At 75.0% G+C, this 20,591-nt stretch carries 18 protein-coding genes; 12 read left to right on the top strand and 6 right to left on the bottom strand.

Going from position 1 to position 20,591, the window contains the following annotated elements; all coding sequences use genetic code 11:
* Nucleotides 1-235 precede the first annotated feature (235 nt).
* The 8 genes from ACZ7G1_RS25325 (at nucleotide 236) to ACZ7G1_RS25290 (ending at nucleotide 9,238) form a co-directional block, all read left to right on the top strand.
* On the top strand, nucleotides 236-448 hold the full coding sequence (locus ACZ7G1_RS25325; protein ID WP_470876033.1) for a hypothetical protein: 213 nt from the start codon (nucleotides 236-238) through the stop codon (nucleotides 446-448).
* A 4-nt stretch (nucleotides 449-452) separates the two neighbouring features.
* Nucleotides 453-1,361, top strand: a complete 909-nt coding sequence (locus tag ACZ7G1_RS25320; RefSeq protein ID WP_470876031.1) for a beta/alpha barrel domain-containing protein — start codon at nucleotides 453-455, stop codon at nucleotides 1,359-1,361.
* A gap of 173 nt (nucleotides 1,362-1,534) precedes the next feature.
* A complete protein-coding gene (locus tag ACZ7G1_RS25315; protein ID WP_470876029.1) occupies nucleotides 1,535-1,945 on the top strand; it encodes a cupin domain-containing protein in 411 nt (136 codons plus the stop codon).
* Nucleotides 1,942-3,543: a class I tRNA ligase family protein gene (locus ACZ7G1_RS25310; protein WP_470876027.1), complete on the top strand. Its 1,602-nt coding sequence runs from the start codon at nucleotides 1,942-1,944 to the stop codon at nucleotides 3,541-3,543. The genes ACZ7G1_RS25315 and ACZ7G1_RS25310 overlap by 4 nt, the downstream gene beginning before the upstream one ends.
* Nucleotides 3,536-5,773: an FAD-dependent oxidoreductase gene (locus ACZ7G1_RS25305; protein WP_470876025.1), complete on the top strand. Its 2,238-nt coding sequence runs from the start codon at nucleotides 3,536-3,538 to the stop codon at nucleotides 5,771-5,773. The genes ACZ7G1_RS25310 and ACZ7G1_RS25305 overlap by 8 nt, the downstream gene beginning before the upstream one ends.
* Before the next feature lie 65 nt (nucleotides 5,774-5,838).
* Complete coding sequence (locus tag ACZ7G1_RS25300; RefSeq protein ID WP_470876023.1) at nucleotides 5,839-7,089, top strand: APC family permease; 1,251 nt, start codon at nucleotides 5,839-5,841, stop codon at nucleotides 7,087-7,089.
* 41 nt (nucleotides 7,090-7,130) lie between these two features.
* Nucleotides 7,131-8,498, top strand: a complete 1,368-nt coding sequence (locus tag ACZ7G1_RS25295; RefSeq protein WP_470876021.1) for a lysine N(6)-hydroxylase/L-ornithine N(5)-oxygenase family protein — start codon at nucleotides 7,131-7,133, stop codon at nucleotides 8,496-8,498.
* Between the two features lie 47 nt (nucleotides 8,499-8,545).
* Complete coding sequence (locus tag ACZ7G1_RS25290) at nucleotides 8,546-9,238, top strand: pyridoxamine 5'-phosphate oxidase family protein (protein ID WP_470876019.1); 693 nt, start codon at nucleotides 8,546-8,548, stop codon at nucleotides 9,236-9,238.
* A 21-nt stretch (nucleotides 9,239-9,259) separates the two neighbouring features.
* Here ACZ7G1_RS25290 and ACZ7G1_RS25285 read toward each other — a convergent pair whose 3' ends face one another.
* The gene (locus tag ACZ7G1_RS25285; protein ID WP_470876017.1) at nucleotides 9,260-10,222 is read right to left on the bottom strand and encodes a sigma factor-like helix-turn-helix DNA-binding protein; all 963 of its coding nucleotides are present in this window, start codon (nucleotides 10,220-10,222) and stop codon (nucleotides 9,260-9,262) included.
* A 137-nt stretch (nucleotides 10,223-10,359) separates the two neighbouring features.
* Nucleotides 10,360-10,743, bottom strand: a complete 384-nt coding sequence (locus ACZ7G1_RS25280; RefSeq protein WP_470876015.1) for a DUF6479 family protein — start codon at nucleotides 10,741-10,743, stop codon at nucleotides 10,360-10,362.
* Between the two features lie 163 nt (nucleotides 10,744-10,906).
* On the opposite strand from ACZ7G1_RS25280, the gene ACZ7G1_RS25275 reads away from it, so the two are divergent.
* Together ACZ7G1_RS25275 and ACZ7G1_RS25270 are read left to right on the top strand one after the other, a co-directional pair.
* Nucleotides 10,907-11,416 (top strand): SigE family RNA polymerase sigma factor, encoded by a 510-nt coding sequence (locus ACZ7G1_RS25275; RefSeq protein WP_470876013.1) that lies wholly within the window; start codon nucleotides 10,907-10,909, stop codon nucleotides 11,414-11,416.
* An 82-nt stretch (nucleotides 11,417-11,498) separates the two neighbouring features.
* Nucleotides 11,499-12,788, top strand: a complete 1,290-nt coding sequence (locus ACZ7G1_RS25270; RefSeq protein ID WP_470876011.1) for a hypothetical protein — start codon at nucleotides 11,499-11,501, stop codon at nucleotides 12,786-12,788.
* A 3-nt stretch (nucleotides 12,789-12,791) separates the two neighbouring features.
* On the opposite strand, the gene ACZ7G1_RS25265 is transcribed toward ACZ7G1_RS25270, so the two are convergent.
* On the bottom strand, nucleotides 12,792-14,483 hold the full coding sequence (locus tag ACZ7G1_RS25265) for a bifunctional 3'-5' exonuclease/DNA polymerase (RefSeq protein ID WP_470876009.1): 1,692 nt from the start codon (nucleotides 14,481-14,483) through the stop codon (nucleotides 12,792-12,794).
* Nucleotides 14,484-14,550: 67 nt separating this feature from the next.
* The gene (locus tag ACZ7G1_RS25260; protein ID WP_470876007.1) at nucleotides 14,551-15,795 is read right to left on the bottom strand and encodes a LuxR C-terminal-related transcriptional regulator; all 1,245 of its coding nucleotides are present in this window, start codon (nucleotides 15,793-15,795) and stop codon (nucleotides 14,551-14,553) included.
* A 150-nt stretch (nucleotides 15,796-15,945) separates the two neighbouring features.
* Between ACZ7G1_RS25260 and ACZ7G1_RS25255 the strand changes: the two genes are divergently transcribed.
* Together ACZ7G1_RS25255 and ACZ7G1_RS25250 are read left to right on the top strand one after the other, a co-directional pair.
* Nucleotides 15,946-16,875, top strand: a complete 930-nt coding sequence (locus tag ACZ7G1_RS25255; RefSeq protein WP_470876005.1) for an NADP-dependent oxidoreductase — start codon at nucleotides 15,946-15,948, stop codon at nucleotides 16,873-16,875.
* 111 nt (nucleotides 16,876-16,986) lie between these two features.
* Nucleotides 16,987-17,544, top strand: a complete 558-nt coding sequence (locus ACZ7G1_RS25250; protein ID WP_470876003.1) for a GNAT family N-acetyltransferase — start codon at nucleotides 16,987-16,989, stop codon at nucleotides 17,542-17,544.
* Between the two features lie 67 nt (nucleotides 17,545-17,611).
* Here ACZ7G1_RS25250 and ACZ7G1_RS25245 read toward each other — a convergent pair whose 3' ends face one another.
* A complete protein-coding gene (locus tag ACZ7G1_RS25245) occupies nucleotides 17,612-19,795 on the bottom strand; it encodes an ABC transporter permease (protein ID WP_470876001.1) in 2,184 nt (727 codons plus the stop codon).
* Nucleotides 19,789-20,550, bottom strand: coding sequence for an ABC transporter ATP-binding protein (locus ACZ7G1_RS25240; protein WP_470875999.1), 762 nt, complete (start codon nucleotides 20,548-20,550; stop codon nucleotides 19,789-19,791). Before ACZ7G1_RS25240 ends, ACZ7G1_RS25245 begins: the two co-directional genes overlap by 7 nt.
* Nucleotides 20,551-20,591: the final 41 nt, after the last annotated feature.

The following is a 20,591-nucleotide window of genomic DNA, read 5'->3' as shown; positions in this document are numbered from 1 at the left end:
CCGTTTGTCATGGCGTCCTGTTGCTGCCATGCAGGCTCATGAGCCATGCGGTCGGACCCATAGGCATGCAGGTGCGGGATACGTTCATCCCACCGCCCAGAAGGTCAAAGCTCACCAAGCGCGCACAGCCCGTGAAGCTCGCAACCCATCACAGACCATCACGACCTCCTCACGACGCCCTCGTGGGGTCCTCGCGGCGCCCTCGGGGCGCCCCTCGCGGAAAGAGACACCTGTCATGAAGCGGCGGATCCGCAGCACCCTCATCGCGACCACGCTGATCACCGGCCTCGCGGGCCTGGCGACCGTGACCGCGACGCAGGGCACCATCGAGCCCGGCGGCGACACCGGCTGGGGCGCGAGCGCCCTGAGCGGTGCGGACGCCGGCGCGGGTGCCGGGCGGGCCGTGCCGGTCGCGGGCACCGGCACGTACGACACCGGCTGGGGGTGACCGGATGACCCTGCTCGACTGCACCCTGCGCACCGGCGGGCAGCTCACCGGCGGCTCCGTACCTCCCGCGCTGGCCGCCGACTACCTCGCGGTCTGCGCGAGGATCGGCGTCGACATCGTCGAGCTGGGCACCGTCCACGACCCCGCCGGGCCCGGGGCCCCACGGGGCGACCTGCTGCCGGTCCCGCTTCCCGGCGACCACGACGAGCGGTACGGGCCGCGTTTCTCCGTCCTGCTCGACACGGCCGCCCTGCCCGTCACCGACACCGCGGCCACGGCGGCGGCGGGCCGGATCGCCGAGGCGCTCACCGCGGGCTCCGTGCCCGTGGGCCTGGTGCGGCTCGCCGTCCGGTACGACCGGGTGGCCCGCGTCGCCGCCCCGCTGCACCGCCTGCGGGAGGCGGGGCTCGGCGTCTGTCTCTTCCTCACCGACATCGACCTCGCCTCCTATCCCGAACTCGACCGATGTCTCGGCGAGGCCTCGGCGCTCGGGCCCCTCGACGCCGTGTTCCTCGTCGACTCGCTCGGCTCGTTCCGCCCGGAGCGGGTCATCGAACTCGTCCAGTCCGCCCGCGCCGCCGTCGCCGCCCCCGTCGGCATCCACGCCCAGGACAACCAGGGCTTCGCCCTGCACAACACCGTCGTCGCCGGCAGCGCCGGCGCCACCTGGCAGGACACCGCCGTCCACGGGATCGGTCCGGGCGCCGGACAGACCCGGACCGAACAGCTCCTCGCCCTGCTCGGCGCCGCGCCCGCCGACCTCACGCCCCTGCTCGCGCTCATCGCCACCCATGTCGCTCCGCTGAAGCGGCGGTACGGGTGGGGGGCCGGGCCCCGCCAGGTCATGGCGGGCCTCGCCCGCATCCCGGTGACGGCGGTCCGGGGGCTCGAATCCCCGCCCGTAGCCGGCTGATCGACGCGGCAAGCCGCCCGTCTCAGGAGACCCGTATGCCCTTCACCGCCCCGATCCCGCCGCCGGGGGTGGCGCCGCTCGCCCCGACCCCGTACCGCGAAGTTCCCCGAGAGACCCGAGAGACCCGAGAGACCCGAGAGACCCGAGAGACCCGAGAGACCGGAGACGTCAGGATGGCCAACCGCTTCCGCATCGACCGCAGTTCCGCGACGGAGGAGTTCGGGCTGGCCTGTCAGCGGCTCATTCCGTGGGCGGGCGGGGAGGAGACGCCCGTGGGGGCGATGGCCTGCTTCCTGCGGCCGGGGGGTGATTCGGACCCGGATTGCCACAACCAGGACGAGGTCATGATCATCCTGGCCGGCGTGGGGGCCGTGACGCTGGACGGCGAGCTCGAACCGCCGTTCCGCGCGGGGGACGTCGTCGTCCTGCCGCGCAACCAGGAGCACGTCGTGCACAACACCGGGGACGCCGAGCTGAGTTGGGTCTCCCTCTACTGGCCGCTGCGCGAGCCCGCGCCCGCCGGCACCACGGACACCACGGACACCACCGACACCACCGACCAGAACAAGGAGGTCGCCGCATGAGCGACAACGCCCAGTGGATCACCGCCACGCCGCCCACGCCCAACGGTGACCTGCACATCGGCCACCTGGCCGGCCCGTACCTCGCCGGTGACGTGCTGCGCCGCTTCCTCGCGGCCGAGGGGGCGGGGCCGGTCCGCTACACGACCGGTCTCGACGACCACCAGAGCTATGTGCCGGTCCGCGGCCTGAACGACGGCGGGCGCAAGGGCGAGGAGGTCGCGGACGGGTACGGCGCGTCGATCGAGTCGGTGTGGAGCCGGGCCGGCGCGGACTTCGACGCGATCGTCCGGCCGCGCCGCGACGTCGGATACCAGGCGGCCGTGCAGGAGTTCTTCCAGCGGCTGTACGACGCCGGGCACATCGTCGCGCGCACGGCGCCGCTGCCGTACTGCACCGGCTGCGAGCGCTGGCTGTACGAGGCCTATCTGAAGGGCGACTGCCCGCACTGCGGCTCCGGCTCGAACGGCAACGCCTGCGAGCCCTGCGGCCGCCCCAACGACTGCGCCGACCTGGCGAACCCCGTGTGCACCGGCTGCGGCGAGACCCCCGAACTCCGCGACTGCGAGCGGCTCTACTTCCCCCTCGCGCCGTGGGAGCGGCAGCTCGCCGACTTCTGGGAGCGGGTCGACATGCCGCCGCACCTGCGGTCGCTGTGCGAGCGGATGCGGGCCGAGGGGCTGCCCGAGATCGCCGTCAGCCACCCGTCCGAGTGGGGTGTGCCGGTGCCGGTGGCGGGCTTCACCGAGCAGCGGATCTACGTCTGGTTCGAGATGGCGCCCGGCTACCTCGCGGAGTGGACCGGCGCCGGGGGCACCGGGCCGGCGCCCGCGCCCGTGCAGTTCTTCGGCTTCGACAACGGGTACTTCCACGCCCTGCTCTTCCCGGCCGCGTTCCAGGCGTACGACCCGGAGATCGCGCTGCCGAGGGCCTTCGTGGTCAACGAGTTCTACCGGCTCGAAGGGCTGAAGTTCTCCACCAGCCGGCGCCACGCCATCTGGGCGCACGAGGAGCTCGCCCGCACCAGCGCCGACGTGCTCCGCTACCACGTGCTCGCCGACCGGCCCAACGGACGCCAGACCAGCTTCAGTTCGGCCGCGCTCGAAGTCAGCCGCGCCCGCCTCGCCGACCGCTGGGACGGCTGGCTCGGCCGCCTGCTCGCCGCCGTCGCCGAGGACACGGCCGGCCTCGCGCCCGCCGAGGCGCCGCAGGGCCCGGAGTGGGAGCGGCTCCGCGAGCGGCTCGCCGGGACCGTCGCCCAGCTGAGGGAGGCGTACGGCGTCGAGGGCTACGACGCCCGGCGCGCCATCGCGCTGCTCGACGAGATCGTCTCCCTCGCCGAGGACTTCGGGTACGTGACGGGTTTCGAGCGTGAGCGCCCCGCCGCCGGCCCGTCCTACCGCGCCTCCCTCGCCGCCCAACTCGCCGTCGCCGCCGCTCTCTCGGCCTGGGCCGGGCCGGCGCTCCCGTTCGGCTCCGCCCGACTCGCGGGGCTGCTCGGCCTGGCGCCGGAGCCGCGCCGGGTGGACGTGGACGCCCTGGCCCCCCTCGCCCCGGGGACGCCGGTGGCGGCCTGGCCCGGGGCGGTCTTCAGTGCCTGACGTCCGATGGGACGCCGAGGCCGGGATCGGGCCGGAGGACGGGCGTCCGGGTCCGATCGAGACCGAGGCGGGAATCGGGTCCGGGGGCACGCTCCCGGGTCCGATCGAGACCGAGGGGGTGTCCGGGGACGCGTCCGCGGTGGTCACCCCGGGCGGTGTCGTCTCGGCGCTCGGCACCTGGGCCGGAGCGGTGACGGGCCTGCGGTCCGCCGAGGCCGAGGCCGCGGCGGACGCGTTGCCGCGCGGGGCGGTCGTGGGGCCGTTCTCGGGCGAACGGGCGCCCTGGGGAGAGCACCTGGAAAGGGCGGCCGCCCACTACGGGTCGGCCGTCACCTGGGAGCTGTACGACGACCGGGGCGAGACGGAGACCGCCCGGCAGATCGCGGAGGCCGTCGTCGCCGAGGGCCGGCACACGCTGGTCATCGGCCACTTCAACAGCGCGGGCGCGCGGGTGGCGCTGCCGGTCTACCGGGCCGCCGGGCTTCCCGTCCTGCTGCCGCTCGCCACGACGCCCGACCTGCTCGAGGGGAGCTCCGGCACCATCCTGCGCTGGTGCCCGGACGACCGGACGCAGGCCGTCGACGTCCTGGCGGCCGTGCGGGCCGCCGGGCACACCCGGATCGCCGTCGCCCACGACGGCACCGTGTACGGGGAGCGGCTCGCCGGGCTCGTCGTCGCCGACGCCCGCGATGTCCTCGACGCCGGTGGCGGGCCCGATGCCGGGGTCGCGGCGCGGATCACCGCGCTCGTCGTGTGCGGGACGCATGTCGGGGCGGCGCGGGTCGGGCGGGAGTGGCGGGCCGCGGGGTTCGGCGGGGCGTTCTACTTCACGGACGACTGCGGGGTGGAGGAGTTCGCCGCGCTGCTCGGTGAGCCCGCCGGGCGCGGGGCCGCCCAGGTGGCCCGGATGCGCGGGGGGCCGGAGACCCATGTGGACGCCGCGTTCGCCGCCGCGACCGCCGCGCTCACCGAGGACCCGGGGCGGACCGGGCGCACGCTGCTCGCCGCCGTGCGGGCCCATGCCGACCGGGGGTTCACCGCGCTCGGGGAGCCGGAGCCGGGCAGTGTCGGCTGGGACCTGGTGCCCGTGCCGGAGGCGCCGCGCGCCGTCGCTCCCGGGCACGGGCGCGGCCGGGCGTACGACGTGATCATCGTGGGCGCCGGAGTGGTCGGCGCCGCCACCGCGTCCGTGCTGGCCCGGCACGGCGCCCGGGTCGCGCTCGTCGCGCCGATGGACGGCGGCCGGGAGCACGCCACGGCGATGTCCGGCGGGCTCGTGCGGTCCTATGAGCCCGATCCGTATCTGCGGGGGCTCGCGCTGCGCAGCCACCAGCTGGCCTGGGGGCCGGCCGCGCTCGCGCCCGGTCCGTACGGCTTCCTGACCACCGGGTCGCTCGTCCTGTGCGGCGATCCCGACCTGGAGCAGGCCCGGAAGGGCGTCGCGGAGCTCAACGGCGCGGGTGTGCCGGCCGAGCTCCTGGCGCCGGGGGAGATCCGGGCGCGCTTCCCGGGGCTCTCCGTCGACGGTGTCAGCGCGGCCGTCTGGGAGCCCGAGGCCGGGTACGCCGACCCGCCCCGCACCGCCCGCGCCTACCGCGACCGGGCCCTCGCGCACGGGGCCAGGCTGCTGCCGGCGCTCGTCCGCGAGTTCGTCGCGCCGCCGGGGGCCGACCGGGTGCGGGTCCTCCTGGAACCGGGCGGGCCCGTCGAGGCGCGCGCGATCGTCCTGGCCGCGGGCGGTGGGACCGGGGACATCGCCGGGCACCGGCTCAGTGGCGCGGACGCGGGGCGCACCAAGACCATTCGCTACGGCTTCTTCCACCATCCGGCGACGGCCGGGCTGCCGACCGTGGTCGACCTGGTGACCGGGGTGTGGGGCAGGCCCCAGTTGAGCGGGGAGGCGGCCGGCGGGTACATGGCGGGGAGACCCGTCGACGAATGGGACGTACCCCTCGGGGGCGACGACACGCTCACCGACGAGCACGTGGCGTACATACGCCAGGGGGCCGCCGTGCGCTGGCCCTGGCTCGCCGATCCCGCGACCCGCTTCCTCGCGGGCCGTCAGGGCGTCGACCTGTACACCCCGCACTCCCGCCCCCATCTCGGCCGCTCGCACGCGGGGAGCCGCATCGTCCTCGCCACGGGCTGGTCGGGTGCCGGTTTCAAGACCGCTCCGGCGGCGGCGGAGCTGGCGGCGGCGGAGGCACTGGAGGTCCTCACGGGCGCGTGAGCCCGAGGGCCCCACGAGGAGGGCGAGGCGTTGAGTCGATCGGTGGCGTTACGGGAGGTGTCGGGATGACGGACGTGGTGGATCGGCCCGTGGTGGCCGAGGGGAGCGGGGCGGGGCTCGGGGTGCGGGCCCTGGTGGTGTTCTACGTCAGCAGTCTGGTGGGGACCGGGATCCTGCTGGTGCCGGGGCTGACGGAGCGGCAGGCGGGTCCGGCGGCGCTGTTGGCGTGGCTGGCGCTCGCGGTGAGCTCGTATCCGTTCGCGCGGTTCTTCGCGGAGATGTCGGCCTGGCGGCCGGACGCCTCGGGGCTCGCCGCGATGGTGGAGGCCGGGTTCGGCCGGCGGCCGGGGCGGGCGGCGGGGCTGCTGCTCGTGACGACGTACGTCATCGGGAACCCGGTGATGGGCATCGTCTCGGCCAGGTGCCTGCTCGGGCTGCTCGGCGAACCGGACGGCCCGGTGTACCCGATCGCGATCGGCTTCATGGCGGTGTCGGCCGCGTTCACCCTGCTCGGCCTGGCGGCCGGCGCCCGGGTGCAGGCGGCGGCGCTCGTGGTGCTGCTCATCGGGCTCGGCGGGGCCGTGCTGCTCGCGGCGCCGCGGTTCGACCCGGGGGAGTACACCCCGTTCGTCACGCACGGCTGGGGCGGTGTCGGCATCGCCGTCGTCACGGCCTTCTTCTCCTTCCTGGGCTGGGAGAACGTGTCGACGCTCGCCGAGCAGGTCGACGACCCGGCCCGCAGCTACCGCCGGGCCATCCGCTGGGCGGTCCCGATCGTGGGCCTGCTGTACGTGGCGGTGTCGGCCGCGTACCTCGCGGTCCCCGGCAACGAACCGGTCGTCATCACCGCCCTGCTGGGCGCCTCGCTCGGCGAGGGCGGGGCGATCGCGGGCGATCTGCTGGCCCTCGGGCTCGCGGTCGTCGCCACGAACGCCTGGGTCCTGGGCGCCACGAGGGTCGTACGGGCCGCCGCCCGCGAGCGGATCCTGCCCGGGCGCCTGGCGGAGCGCCCGGTGTGGGCCACGGTGGCGCTGGCCCTCGCCTACGCGGCCGTGCTGGGCGCGCTGACCGTAGCCGGGACCGGCGAGGAGCCGGTGCTCGTCGTCACCAGCAGCGGCTTCCTGCTCCTGTACGTGGCGGCCGCCGCCGCCGCCCTGCGGGCCCGCGGCACCGGGCGCGCCCTGCGCGCGACGGCCGCCGTGACCCTGCTGATCGCGGCCGTGTTCCTGTCCTTCGCCGGTACGGGGCTGTTGCTCGCCCTGGCGCTCGCCGCCGTCTGCTTCGCGCTGACGGGCACCCGCGCGCGTACCTCCTGAATTCGTCCGACCGGTCACTTCGACTTGAAAGGTTTTCCCTGATGAACGCCCCGCATGACGTGAACGCGAACGAGACCACGCCCGTCTACGACGTCGTCGGTGTCGGCTTCGGGCCCGCCAACCTCGCCCTCGCGATCGCCATCGAGGAGCACAACGAGCGGGCCGCGCCCGGCGAGGAACTCACGGCGGTCTTCCTGGAGAAGCAGCCGAACTTCGGCTGGCACCGGGGGATGCTCATCCCGGACGCCACCATGCAGGTCTCCTTCCTCAAGGACCTCGCCACGATGCGGAACCCGGTGAGCCGCTTCGGCTTCGTGCCGTATCTGCACGACCGGGGCAGGCTGGTGGACTTCATCAACCACAAGGCGCTGTTCCCGACCCGGGAGGAGTTCCACGACTATCTCCAGTGGGCGGCCAACGGCGTGGACCACATGGTCCGTTACGGCCTTGAGGTGACCGCGATCCGTCCGGCGGACCGGCCGGGCGCGGACGGGCACGTCGTGGAGGTCGACGTCGCGGCGCTCGGCGGCGCCGGCAGCGGGGCCGAGGCGGAGGCCGTCACGTACCGGGCGCGGAACCTGGTCATCGGCACCGGCCTCGTGCCGCGCCTGCCCGAGGGCATCGAGTCCTCCGAACGCCTCTGGCACAGCAGCGAGTTCCTGCACCGGCTCGCGGCCCTGCCGAGCGAGAACCCGCGCCGGTTCGTGGTGGCCGGGGCCGGGCAGAGCGCCGCCGAGATCGCCGACCACCTGCACCGCACGTACGAGGGCGCCGAGGTCGTCGCCGTGCACACGCGGTACGGGTACAGCCCGGCCGACGACAGCCCGTACGCGAACCGGATCTTCGACCCGGAGGCGGTCGACCTCTACCACGGCGCCGATCCGTCCGTCCGCCGCACGCTCATGGACTACCACCGCAACACCAACTACGGCGTGGTCGACATGGACCTCATCGAGGAGCTGTACCGCCGCTCGTACCAGGAGAAGGTGCGCGGCGAGGAGCGGCTGCGGATCCTCGGCGTCACCCGGATCACCGGGGTCGAGGAGGGCCCCGACGGCGTCCGCGTCCAGGTGCTCAACCTCGCGACCGGTGAGACGGAGACGATGACGGCCGACGCCGTCGTGTACGCCACGGGATACGGCGAGCCCGACCCGACGCGGCTGCTCGGCGAGCTGGACTCCGCCTGCCTGCGCGACGAGGACGGCCGGCTGCGGGTGCGCCGCGACTACCGGGTGGAGACCACGCCGGACGTGGAGGCCGGGATCTTCCTGATGGGCGGCACCGAGCACTCGCACGGCATCACGGCGAACCTGCTGTCGATGGCCGCGGTCCGGGCCGGCGAGATCTGCGACTCCCTTGCGGAGCACCGCCGTTCCGACAGGCGGTCGCCGGTGGCGGTGACGGGCTGAGACCCCGTACAACACCAGCAGACCGGTATGCGGAGCGAGAGGCAACCATGAGCACCACCACCGCCACCCCCGACGACGCGTTGGTCGTCACCGAGCGGACCCGGCTGCGCCGGATGCGGGAGAAGGGCAGCCACAGCCGGGCCGACCTGGACGCCGTGCTGGCCGCGGGTTTCCTCTGCCACCTCGGTGTCACCGTCGACGGGACGACGATGGTGGTGCCCACCGCGTACGGCGTCGACGGCGACCGGCTCTACCTGCACGGATCGGTCGCGAGCCGCAGCCTCGTGCAGGCCCCGGACGCCACCGTCTGCGTCACCGTCACCCATGTCGACGGGCTGGTCCTGGCCCGTTCGGTCTTCGAGCACGGCGTCAACTACCGCTGCGCGATGGTCTACGGCGTACCCGAGCTCGTTACCGATCCCGAGGAGAAGCTGCGCGGCCTGCGGGCGCTCACCGAGCAGAGCTCACCCGGGCAGTGGGAGTACGTGCGCCAGCCGAGCCGCAAGGAGCTGGCGGCGACCTCCGTCCTCGCGCTCGACCTCACCGAGGCCTCGGTGAAGACCCGCAGCGGCCCGCCGGACGACGGCGACTCCGAGGACGCGGCGCTCGGCCTGTGGGCGGGTGTCCTGCCGGTGGTGACCACCTTCGGCGACCCGGTCACCGACCCCGCCCTCCCCGCCGACTTCGCCCCGCCGGCCCACATCGCCTCCCGCGCGGGCCGTCCGGCGGACGCCGTCTAGCGGACGTCGTCCGGCGCCCGCTCAGGCGGCGGCGCGTTCGTCGAGCGGCTGGAGGTCGAGGCGGCTGAGGTGCTCCTCGTCGGCCAGCAGGTCGACGGAGGTGATCAGGCCGTGGAGGACGGTGAAGCCGAGGACGGCGACGGCGGGGCCGCCGGTGCTGCCGGTGCCGGGCGTGTCCGGGGCGCCGATCACCAGGCCCGCCGCCCCGTCGATCAGGGCGGGGCGGGCCGTACGGGCCTGGCGGGCGACGGCCCGGGCGACGGCCGGGGCACCGTGGGCGGGAGCCGCTCCGGTGCGGGCCGCGCCGGGGTCGGTGCGCAGCACGACGTCGGGGTCGAGGAGGGCGAGGAGCGCGTCGAGGTCGTGGGCGCGGGCGGCGGCGAGCAGGGCGGCGACGACCTCGCGGCCGCGCCCGGGATCGGGCCGTGGCATCTCCTCCGCGCCGTGCACGCGGTGCCGGGCGCGGCCGGCCAGCTGGCGTGCGGCGGCCGGTGCGCGGTCGAGGATCCCGGCGATCTCCTCGTACGGCACGGTGAAGAGGTCGTGCAGGACGTACGCGAGCCGCTCGGAGGGCGTGAGCCCGTCCAGGACCAGCGGGAGGTCGGGGCCGGGGTCGCCGGTGTCGGCGGCGAGCAGGGCCCGCCGGCCGGGGTCGGTGACCTGCTCGGGCCGGTGGGGCCGGTTCGGTTCGCCGACGGCCCAGGGGTCCCACGGGTCCCAGGGCTTCCCGTGGTGCGTCTCGTGGTGTGCCTCGCGGGCGCGGAGCCGCTCCAGACAGACGCGGGCGACGGTCGTGGTCGGCAGTTCGGCGCGCAGCACCGGGCCCCGTACCGCCTCGCGCGCGGCGCGCAGCACGGCCTCCCGCACGGCCTCGTCGGCCTCGTCGAACGAGCCGAGCAGGCGGTACGCGACGGCCCGCAGCCGCGGCCGCTCGTCCTCGAAGCGGTCGGTGACCGCGCGGTCGTCACGGTCTGTCGCCGTCACGTCGTCTTCATGCACGGGGTGTGACCTCCGTGACGCGGGGTGCGGCCGCCGCCGGAGTGTCCTCGGGCCCGTCCTGCGGATCGGGGTCGGACGGGCCCTGGGCAGCGTCCCGACGGCGGCCGGGGGATCGCCCGGCGTCAGTCGCCGTGGCCGGTGCCTCCGCTGCCGAAGCCTCCGCTGGAGATCCCGCCCCACTTGCGCTTCTCCTCGCTGGGCGGGTCGGGGGAGGTCTCCGTGCCGGATTCCTTGAGCTGGTAGGGCATGAGCCGGTGTTCGCCGTCCGTCTGCGGCATCTCCGCCGGCCTGCGGTATTCGGACATCTCGCCGGGCAGCGCGCCGGTGTCGGGCCGGTGTGGCTGCTCGTCCGGCTTGGGCGGCTGGGATTCGCGGTCGCGGACTCGCATGCCGAGCCAGAACGCGCCGATGAGTACGGCGACGATGACCAGTCCGCCGAGAACCTGTGCAAGCCCTGACTGCCAAACCCCAGCGGCCAGGATCTCTGCTGCGCTGAGAGTGTTCATACCTTCAGGATTACCCGATTCCGCTTCTTCGGATACGTCGAGCGGACATCCGATGGGATCGCCCCCGGGAATTCCCCGGATCACCTGAAACATTTCCGCACGCCCACCGCGTCGATGAGGTGTACGGCGACCACACCACGTGACCGTGAGGGAAGGGAGGGGCATGAGAAAGTCCCGCGCGGACGAGTTCCTGGAGTTCGCCGCCGCACGCACGGGGCAGCTGTTCCGGTCCGCATGCCTGCTGACCAGCGGCGACACCCACCTTGCCGAGGATCTCACCCAGGAGACCCTCGGCCGGATGTACGCCAAGTGGGGCCGCATGGCCCGCGTCGGCAACCCGGCCGCATACGCCCAGACCGTGCTGGTGCGCACGTTCCTCAGCCACCAGCGCCGCCGCTCCGCCACCGAGCGCCCGCTCGGCGAGCTGCCGGACCGCGCCCCCGACGGAGGCGAGGACCCCGCACTCCGGATCGCGCTGCTCGACGCGCTGGCCGGACTCGCACCCAAGGACCGGGCGGTCGTGGTCCTCCGCTACTGGGAGGACCGCAGCATCGAGGAGACCGCCGACGCCCTGCACGTCAGCTCCGCGGCGGTACGCACCCGCTCGGTACGGGCGCTGGCCAAGCTGCGGGCCCGACTCGGCGGCAGCCTCACCGAGTTCGCCGCCCGCTGACCCCCGACTGACCCACGACTGACCACCGCACTTCTTCACCCACGGACTTCTTCACCCACGAACCGGAGACGGTGATTTCGGCATGCCTCTGAACGACGATCCCCAGCACGAAGGCTTCGAGGAGGAGCTCGGCGCGGTCCTCCGCCGCGCCGGCGACGGATTCTCCGTCGACGACCGGCGCGAGCTGGTCGCGGGCGGCCTCAAGCGCGGCCGGCGCCGCCTGGTGCGCCGCCGCCTCGCGGTGACCGGCGGCGCCCTCGCGCTCGCCGCCGTCGGCATCGGCGGCGTCTACGGCGGGTCCCTGGTCGGCCCCGGCGTCGGCAAGACGACCACCTCCGTGGCCGCCGCGCCCACGCCGGGCAACGCCACCGGCACGGCGTCCGCCGCCGACCCGAAGAAGACGCCCGACGCGCAGATCCCGCTGAAGGACATCGCCGCCGTCCTCAAGGCCAACACCCCGGCCGGCCAGTGGACCTTCGACGGCCTCGACGGCGTGGGCCACGCGGTCGCCGGCGTCTACGACGACGGCAACGGCAAGGCGGCCGTCAGCATCGGCCTCTACCGGGCAGGCCGCACCCCCGAATCCGGCGTGGGCCAGGTCACCTGCCCCGACAAGGCCCTCGTCGCCTACGACCGCTGCGCCGACGGACGGACGGCGAACGGCGACCGGTTCATGGGCATCGAGGGGTACGAGTACTCCGACAAGCGCGGCGGGCTCAAGAGCTGGCGGGCGGTCCTGCTCACCAAGGACGGCTTCCTGATCGACGCGAGCGAGTCCAACGCCCCCGCCGAGAAGGGCGAAGCGGTCAGCCGCGAGAACCCGCCCTTCGGCCTCACCCAGCTGAAGGAACTCGTCACCGCCGACGCCTGGGCGCCGCTCACCGCCCAGCTGCCCAAGCTCCCCAAGCCCGGCAAGGGCGAGGCCAAGCCGCCCGCCGTGCCGAGCGCGGCGGCCGTCCAGGCCACCCTGCGCTCCCTGCTGCCCCAGGGCGTCACCGTGACGTCCGACGGCGGCGGCGACGGCCACGGCTATGTCGTCGTGGACGACGGCAAGGGCGCGAGCCTCGTCGGGGTCGACGTCCAGCCCAAGGCCGGTAAGGCCGTCGCCGAGCTGTTCACCGGCGCCGGCGTCGTCACGCTGCCCGACGGCACCAAGGTCAAGGCCACCCAGCAGCCCGGCGAGAAGGGCGGCGCCGGCGTCGTCTGGTGGAGCGTCGACACGCTGAGCGCCCAGGGCTTCCGGGTCGTCGTCTCCGCCTTCAACTCGGGCTCCCAGCACGAGGCCGCCACGCGCGCCGAGCCCGCGCTCACGATGGCGCAGCTGAAGGCCCTGGCGCTGAGCCCCAAGTGGCAGAAGCTGCCGCTGAAGTAGCGGCTACTTCGCGTCCGCGTACCGCTCGACCGTCGCCGTCGTGAACGGGAAGCGGACCGGCGTGTCACCGAAGGCGATCCGGCCGGCCTCGTCACCGGCCGCCCGGATCGCCGCCGTGACCGCCTCGGCCTCCTCGGCGGGGCAGTGCACGATCACCTCGTCGTGCTGGAAGAACACCAGCTCGGCGCGCATCCCGGAGAGGGAGCGCCGGAGCGCGGCCAGCATCAGCAGGGCCCAGTCGGCGGCGCTGCCCTGGACGACGAAGTTGCGGGTGAACCGGCCGCGGGCGCGGGCGTTCCCTGAGGCGTAGCCGGGGACGAACTCGCCGCTCTCCGCCTCGGGTTCGCCGGGCTCCTGCGGGATGCCCGCCTCGTCGTCCTCGCCGGAGCCGACCGCGCGCGGGCTCGTGCGGCCCAGCCAGGTGCGGACGAGCCGGCCCTCCTCGCCGGCCTTGGCCGCGTCGTCGACGTAGGCGACCGCGCGGGGGAAGCGGCGGCGGAGGGCCGCGAGGTTCTTGAGGCCGTCGCCGCTGGTCTGCCCGTAGATCGCGCCGAGCAGGGCGATCTTGGCGTGGTCGCGGTCGCCGGAGAAGGCCCGGTCGGAGAGCCGGGTGTACAGGTCGTCGGGGTGCCCCGCGACCTCCATGAGGCCCGGGTCCCGGGAGATCGCGGCGAGCACCCGCGGCTCCATCTGGTCGGCGTCGGCGACGACGAGCCGCCAGCCCTCGTCGGCGACGACCGCCCGGCGGATCACCTTCGGGATCTGGAGGGCCCCGCCGCCGTTGGTCGTCCAGCGGCCGCTGACCGTGCCGCCCGGCAGGTACTCCGGGCGGAAACGGCCGTCCCGCACCCAGTCCGCCAGCCACGACCAGCCGTGCGCCGTCCAGATCCGGTACAGCTTCTTGTACGCGATCAGCGGCTCCACGGCCGGATGGTCGACCTCCGCCAGCTCCCAGCGGCGCGTCGACTTCAGCCGCACCCCGGCCTGCGCGAAGGCCTTCACCACGTCGGCCGGAAGATCGGGCCGCACCCGGCGGCCGAACGCCGCCGACACCTCGTCCGCCAGCTCGGCGAGCCGGCGCGGCTCGCCGCCGCCCGCGTACCGCTCGCCCAGCAGCTCGTTCAGCAGCTCCCGGTGCACGTCCGCCCGCCACGGCAGCCCCGCCCGGTGCATCTCGGCCGCCACCAGCATCCCCGCCGACTCGGCCGCCGTGAGCAGCCGCATCCGGCCGGGGTGTTCCGTCCGGTCGTGCCGGCGCAGCTGTTCCGCGTACACCGCGAGGAGCCCCTCGAACGGCACCGAGACCGTGGGGCGCGGCTCGAACAGCGAGTCCTGCGAGCCGGGCTCGGCGCTCCGCTGCGGCGGGTCGGGCGGCACCGGCGCGTTCCGCAGGCGGGCCCAGGCCGCGGCCGCCGAGCGGGGCTCCCCGAGCCGTCCCTCGTGGCCGAGCAGCAGCTGCTCGGCGTCCTCCACGTCGTAACAGCGCTCGACCCGCACGCCCGCGGCCAGCAGCCTCGGATACACCTCCGCGGTCGACCGCCACACCCACCGGGTCACGTCCGGCCGTCGCCGTACCGCCTCCACCAGGTCCGGTTCGCGCAGCGGCTCCCCTGTCGGCTGCCCGTCGGCGCCGAGCGGCGCGAGGACGGCCCCGTCCCCCTCCTCCTCGGCCGCCACCACCCACCGCTCGCTCATGCGTCCGAGTCTGGCACCCGGCACTGACAGCGCCGGGCAGGCGGAGCGGCGGGTCCGTGATCAGGCGCTACGCGGCCGCGTGGAAGAGGGCGGCGGCCTCGCCGCGGGAGCCGACGCCCAGCTTGTCGAGGATCTTGGCGACGTGGAACTTCACCGTCGACTCGCTGATGTGGAGCTCCTCGGCGATGCGCCGGTTGCGGTGGCCGAGCGCGAGGTGACGGAGGACCTCGACCTCGCGCTCGCCGAGGCCGGCCAGCGGGTGGGCCGCCTCGACGGGCGCCTCGGGGGTGGCGAGGGGGAGGACGGCGGTCAGGGTGGTGCCCCAGCCGGGGACGGCGTCCATGTCGAGGTGGCCGCCGAGGACGTCGAGCCGGTCGCGGATGCTGCCGGCGCCCAGGTCGCAGGCGGCGAGCGCGCCGGCGCCGTCGTCGCGGACCGAGGCGCGGAGTTCGTGCTCGGTGAGCTGCCAGCCGACGTGGACGCGCCGGACCGAGTCCTGTTCGAGGACGACGAGGAGGAGCGCGCGGACGATGGCCCGCGCGGTGTGGGCGACGTCGGCGGCCAGGGAGCGGGCGGAGTCGGGGGCGCCGAGGTCGAGGCGGACGGGGCTGTGCCGCAGCATGGGCCGCAGTTCGCCGGCGAGCCGCTCGAAGGCCTCCGCCGCGGGCTCCTCGGCGATCGCGCGGTCCTGCCGCTGGGCCGCCCGCATGTCGATGAGCGTCGAGGCGGCGAGGTCGGTCGCGGTGGCCCGGGCGGTCGTGTCGTCGAGCGCGCGGCTGCGCAGTACGGCGAGCACGCCGGACAGCGCGGCCGTGTGCGCGGCCGTCAGCTCGGCGATGACCCGGGCCCGGGTGTCGGCGGCGGCGCGCGAACGGGCCAGGGCGCCCGGCACGGCCTCCGTGGCGAACCGGTCGAAGTGGCTGGTCACCAGGTCCCACAGGGCCTGGGCGACGTCGAGTCCGGCCGCGTCGGCGGGCGCGGCGCCGTCCTCCCGTACGAGCACGAGCACCGAGCCGCGTCGCGTCGCGTGACTGGTGACGGCGACGACCTCGCGCTCCCGGCCGCCGACCTTCGCCACGCCCTGCCAGGGGCTCCCGGGCACGCCCGCCGCGAGCAGCGGTGCCAGTTCGGCGGCGGTCAGTCCCTCCGTACCGCCGATCGCCTTGAAGGGGGAGTGGGCGCAGTGGGTGGAGAGTTCCGCCGCGTCGACGTGCGGGACGACGGGCGCGAGGGCCGCCGAGACCTTGGGGAGGATCGCCCCGAGCGGCTGCCGGAGGATCTCGTACGCGGTGGTCAGCGTGAGCGCGTCCATGCCGTTCAGCCTAGTCCGGCGGTCTGCGGCCGGGCCGGTCTTTCGGACAGGTGGGACTGGCCGTTGGGAGGGCGGGGCGGGGAGGGGCGGGCACGCAGGATGGAGGAGTCCGGGAGCGGACGGTGACAACGGACGGCAGTGGAGGCCGAGATGGAAGCGATCGTGTACGAGGAGTTCGGCGGCCCCGAGGTGCTGCGCCACGCGACCGGTGTGGCGGTGCCCGAGCCGGGACCCGGCGAGGTCCGGGTGAAGGTGGCGGCGGCCGGGGTCAACCCGGTGGACTGGAAGCGGCGTTACGGCTGGGTCGAGGCGTTCTACCCGACGACGTTCCCCGCCGTCCCCGGCCTGGAGTTCGCCGGCACCGTCGACGCGCTCGGCGAGGGCGTCACCGACGTGGCCGTCGGCGACGAGGTCCTCGGCTGGACGAGCACCGGCGCCTACGCCGAATACGCCATCGCCGGCACCATCGCCCCCAAGCCCGCCGGGCTCTCCTGGGAGACCGCCGCGAGCCTCCCGGTGGCCGGCGAGACCGCGCAGCGGGTCCTCGACCTGATCGGGGTGCGGGAGGGCGAGACGCTGTTCCTGCACGGCGCGGCGGGCGTCGTCGGCTCGGTGGCCGTCCAGCTCGCCGTCGCGGCCGGCATCACGGTCGTCGGCAGCGCCTCCGAGTCCAACCACGCCTACCTGCGCGAACTCGGCGCGATCCCGGTGGCGTACGGCGACGGCCTGGCCGACCGGGTCAGGGCGGCCGCCCCGGACGGCGTCCACGCGGTCTTCGACGCGGCGGGCCACGGCGTGCTCCCGGTCGCCATCGAGCTCCTCGGCGGCGAGGGCAGGGCGGACAAGGCGCGGATCGCCACCATCGCGGCGATCGACGCCGACGAGTACGGGATCACCTTCTCCGGCGTCTCGGGCGACCCGGAGGACGTGCGGCGCGGACTCGCCGCCCAGGCCCGCCTGGCCGCGGAGGGCGCCCTCGCGATCCGGCTCGCCGACATCCTCCCCCTCAAGGAGGCGGCCCGCGCGCAGGAGTTGAGCGAGTCGGGCCACGTGCGCGGCAAGCTGGTCCTGATCCCGTAGAACTCCCGTGCGGCAGCGCGCGCCGTCCCCGTAGGGTCTCCTCTCGGCGGAGGGTCAAGGCGATCCCTCCCTCCGCTCCGAGAGCTGGAACGACCGTGGAAGGCGACGACGATGTACGCGATATCCCTGGGAGACGACGGCGCGGAGCTGCGCCCGCTCGAACCGTGGCAGGCCGACGAGTTCCTCGCGCACATGGACCGCGGCCGCGAGTTCATCGGCGCCCGCAACGGCCTCCCCGACGTCGTGACCGACCTGGAGTCGAGCCGCGCCTTCCTCCGCCTCTACGCGGAGAAGGTCGCCTCCGACACCGGCCGCATCCACGGCATCTGGTCCGACGGCACCCTCGTCGGTGCCGTCATCCTCCGCAGGCTCGACATCCCCGCCGGTTACGCGGAGGCCGGCTGCTGGCTGGAACCCGCCGCCGTCGGCAAGGGCCTCGTGACCAGGGCCGCCCACACCCTCATCGACTGGGCCATCACCGTGCGCGGTGTCCACCGCGTCGAGTGGGTCGTCTCCGCCGACAACGCCCCCAGCATCGCCGTCGCCCGCCGTCTCGGCATGAGCCGCGACGCGGTCCTCCGCGAGAGCTACCCCTACCGCGGCACCCGTCACGACGAGGAGATCTGGTCGATCCTCGCCCCCGACTGGTCGAGCTCGCTCAAGGCCTGACCACGCCGGACGGGGCGGTGACCCGGCTCCGACCCTTGTCACCGCCCCGTTGTCCCACCATGACCGCTCAGCGGGTCAGGCGCCACGCGGGGAGGACCGAAGCGGCGACGGCGACCGCCGCGCAGACCGCCGCCGAGCCGCCGGCGGCGGACCAGGGCAGCGCGAGGGCCACGGGCGCCGAGAGGGCCGCGAGGGCGGCGCCGAGCGCCGCGAGCACGGCCGCGGCGGCGAGGAGCCCGAGGAGGGTGCCGAGGGCGACGGCGAGCACCGATTCGCCGGCCACGACCCGGAGGACCTGGGCACGGGTGGCCCCGGCGAGGCGCAGTGAGGCCAGCTCGGGGCCGCGCACCGAGGTCGCCATGAGGAGGGTGTTGGCGAGCCCGATCACCGTGTAGACGAGGGCGATGCCGAGGACGAGGACCATGCCGAGCCGGCTTTGCGGGTTGCCCGCGGGGTGGGTGGCCTCGGCCCAGGCGTCGGCCGTGCGGACGGTGCCGCCGGTGGCCTCCAGGGCCCTCGCCAGGCTCGCGGGACTGCCGCCCGCCCCCGCGTCGACGCGGTCGACGACGGCGCCCGGGGCGTTCGCGGGGGTGACGTAGGGGCCGTTGTCGCCGGTGCCGAGGGCGAGGACGGCGGCGATGCGGAGGGGGAAGGGGCCGGTGCCGTCGGCGCGCCAGACGTCGATCGTGTCGCCGACGCGACCGGGCCGGAACTCCTCGTTGACGACGATCGAGCGGTCGTCCAGGTCGCGCAGGTCTCCGGCGACCACGGGGAGCCGGGCGAGGGACGCGAAGGCGGCGGGGTCGGAGACCGCGCGCGCCCCGTACTTCACGACGGCCTCGTCGCCGTCGCGCACGAAGACGGACGTGGTCGCGGTGGGGGAGACGAGGGCCCCCGCGGGCGCGGCGACCGGCTTCAACGCCTGGCCCGTCACGACGTACTGAGCGGCCGTCTGCTCGCGCGCCTCGGCCCCACGCGTGCGCGTGACGGTGGTCGCCGAGCCGAAGAGGGTGCCCGCGAGCGCGACGGTGACGAGGACGGGCCCGGCGATGGCGGCGGTGCGGCGGACGGAGGCCGCGCTGTTCTCCCGTACGAGGAGGGCGACGGCGCCGCCGGCTCCGGGCCGGGCTCCCGCTCCGGCTCCCGCTCCGGCTCCCGGGAGGCGGAGCAGCCTGGCGGCGGGCCTGACCAGGAGGGGCGAGAGGAGGGCGAGCCCGCCGATCAGGAGCATCGGGAGGGTCGTGTACGTCTTGCGCTTGAGCAGCTCGGAAGGCTCGGTGGCGTACGTCCAGACGAGCAGCCCGGCGCCGGTGAGGAGCAGGAGGGTGCCGAGCACGGCCCGGCCCAGGGGTAGGGCGTCGGTGTCGACGTCCGCGTCGCGGAGGGCCGCCGTCGGGTCCACCTTGCCGGCCCGCCGTGAGGCGGCGAGGGCGCCGGTGACGGCGACGGTCACGCCCGTCCAGAAGGCCGTGTGGAAGGGCCAGCCGGGTCCGCCGGGTCCGCCGATCGTGAACCACGCGGGCGCGAGGCCGCCGTCGACGAGGGTACGGGCGAGCAGGGGCGCTCCCAGGGAGCCGAGCGCGCAGCCGGTGGCAGAGGCGAGCACGCCGAGCACCGCCGCCTCGGCGAGGAGGAGTCGCCGGACCTGCCCGGGGGTGGCCCCGGCGGTCCGCAGCAGCCCGAACTCGCGGCGGCGCAGGGCGACGGCGAAGGCGAAGGTGGAGGCGACGACGAACACGGACACGAAGGCGGTCACCCCGCCGGAGGTGCCGAGCAGCGCGTTGAGCGCGGTGAGCGCGCGCTCGTCCCGTTCGGGGTCCGGGTCGGCGCGGACCCGGTCGGCGCCGGTGAGGACCTGGGCGCGGTCGCCGACGAGGGCCCTGACCTGGTCGGCGGGGGCGTCCACGCCCACGGCGTCCGGTGCCGTGTCCGTGTCCGTGTCCGTGCGGAGGGCCCAGCGCGCCCTCAGGTCCTGCAGCACTTCTTTGTCCACAGGCTGTGGACGGTCGAGCGGGAGTGCGACATGCGCGGTCCCGGGCCCCCGTACGACGTCGAGGACCAGCCGGTCCCGGCCCTGCACCACGACCGGTGACGAGGCGAACCGCTCGGGAGAACGCTCGGGCGCGTGAAAAGTCGCGGAGAGCCCGAGCCCCATGGTCGTGAGCAGACCGACCCCGAGCGCCAGGGCGACGAAACCGCCCACGAAGGAGGCCCAGCGGGCGCGGAGCCCGGAGAGGACGACGGTCAGCACGCGGGGCTCCCCACGAGGCCGTCCGCCGCGAGACCGCCCGCCTCAAGACCGGCCATCCGGGCCGCGACCGCCTCCACGGTGGGGGCGTGGAGTTCGCCGGCCACGCGCCCGTCGACGAGGAAGACGACACGGTCGGCGCGGGCGGCGGCGACGGGGTCGTGGGTGACCATGACGAGGGTCTGGCCCTCGCGGTCGACGAGGTCGCGGAGCATGGCGAGGACCTCGCGGCTGGTGGTGGAGTCGAGCGCGCCGGTCGGCTCGTCGCCGAAGAGGACGGCGGGGCGGGTGATCAGGGCGCGGGCGATGGCGACCCGCTGCTGCTGGCCGCCGGAGAGCTCACCGGGGCGGTGGCGTTCGCGGCCGGCGAGACCCACGCGCGCGAGTGCCTCCCGGATCTCGGCGCGGGACGGGCGGCGCCCGGCGAGGCGGAGCGGCAGGGCGACGTTCTGCGCGGCGGTCAGGGAGGGCAGCAGGTTGAAGGCCTGGAAGACGAAGCCGATGCGGTCGCGGCGGAGGAGCGTGAGGCGGCGCTCGCTCAGCCCGTGCAGGGCGGTGCCGCCGAGCTCCACGCTTCCGGCGGTGGGCCGGTCGAGCCCGGCGGCGCACCGGAGGAGCGTGGACTTGCCGGAGCCCGAGGGGCCCATGACGGCGGTGAAGGTTCCGGCGGCGAGATCGAGGTCGACGCCGTCGAGGGCCCGGACGTCCCGGTGGTGCCGGGTGAGCCCGCGGAGCCGTACGGCGGGGGTGTTGGTCATGGCTCAAGCGAACCGTTTCGGCCCGCCCGGATCACGACCAC

It is taken from the genome of Streptomyces sp. NPDC037273 (genome assembly GCF_055603625.1).
Note: the sequence above shows the minus strand (reverse complement) of the source record. Positions and strands in the feature narration are given on the sequence as shown.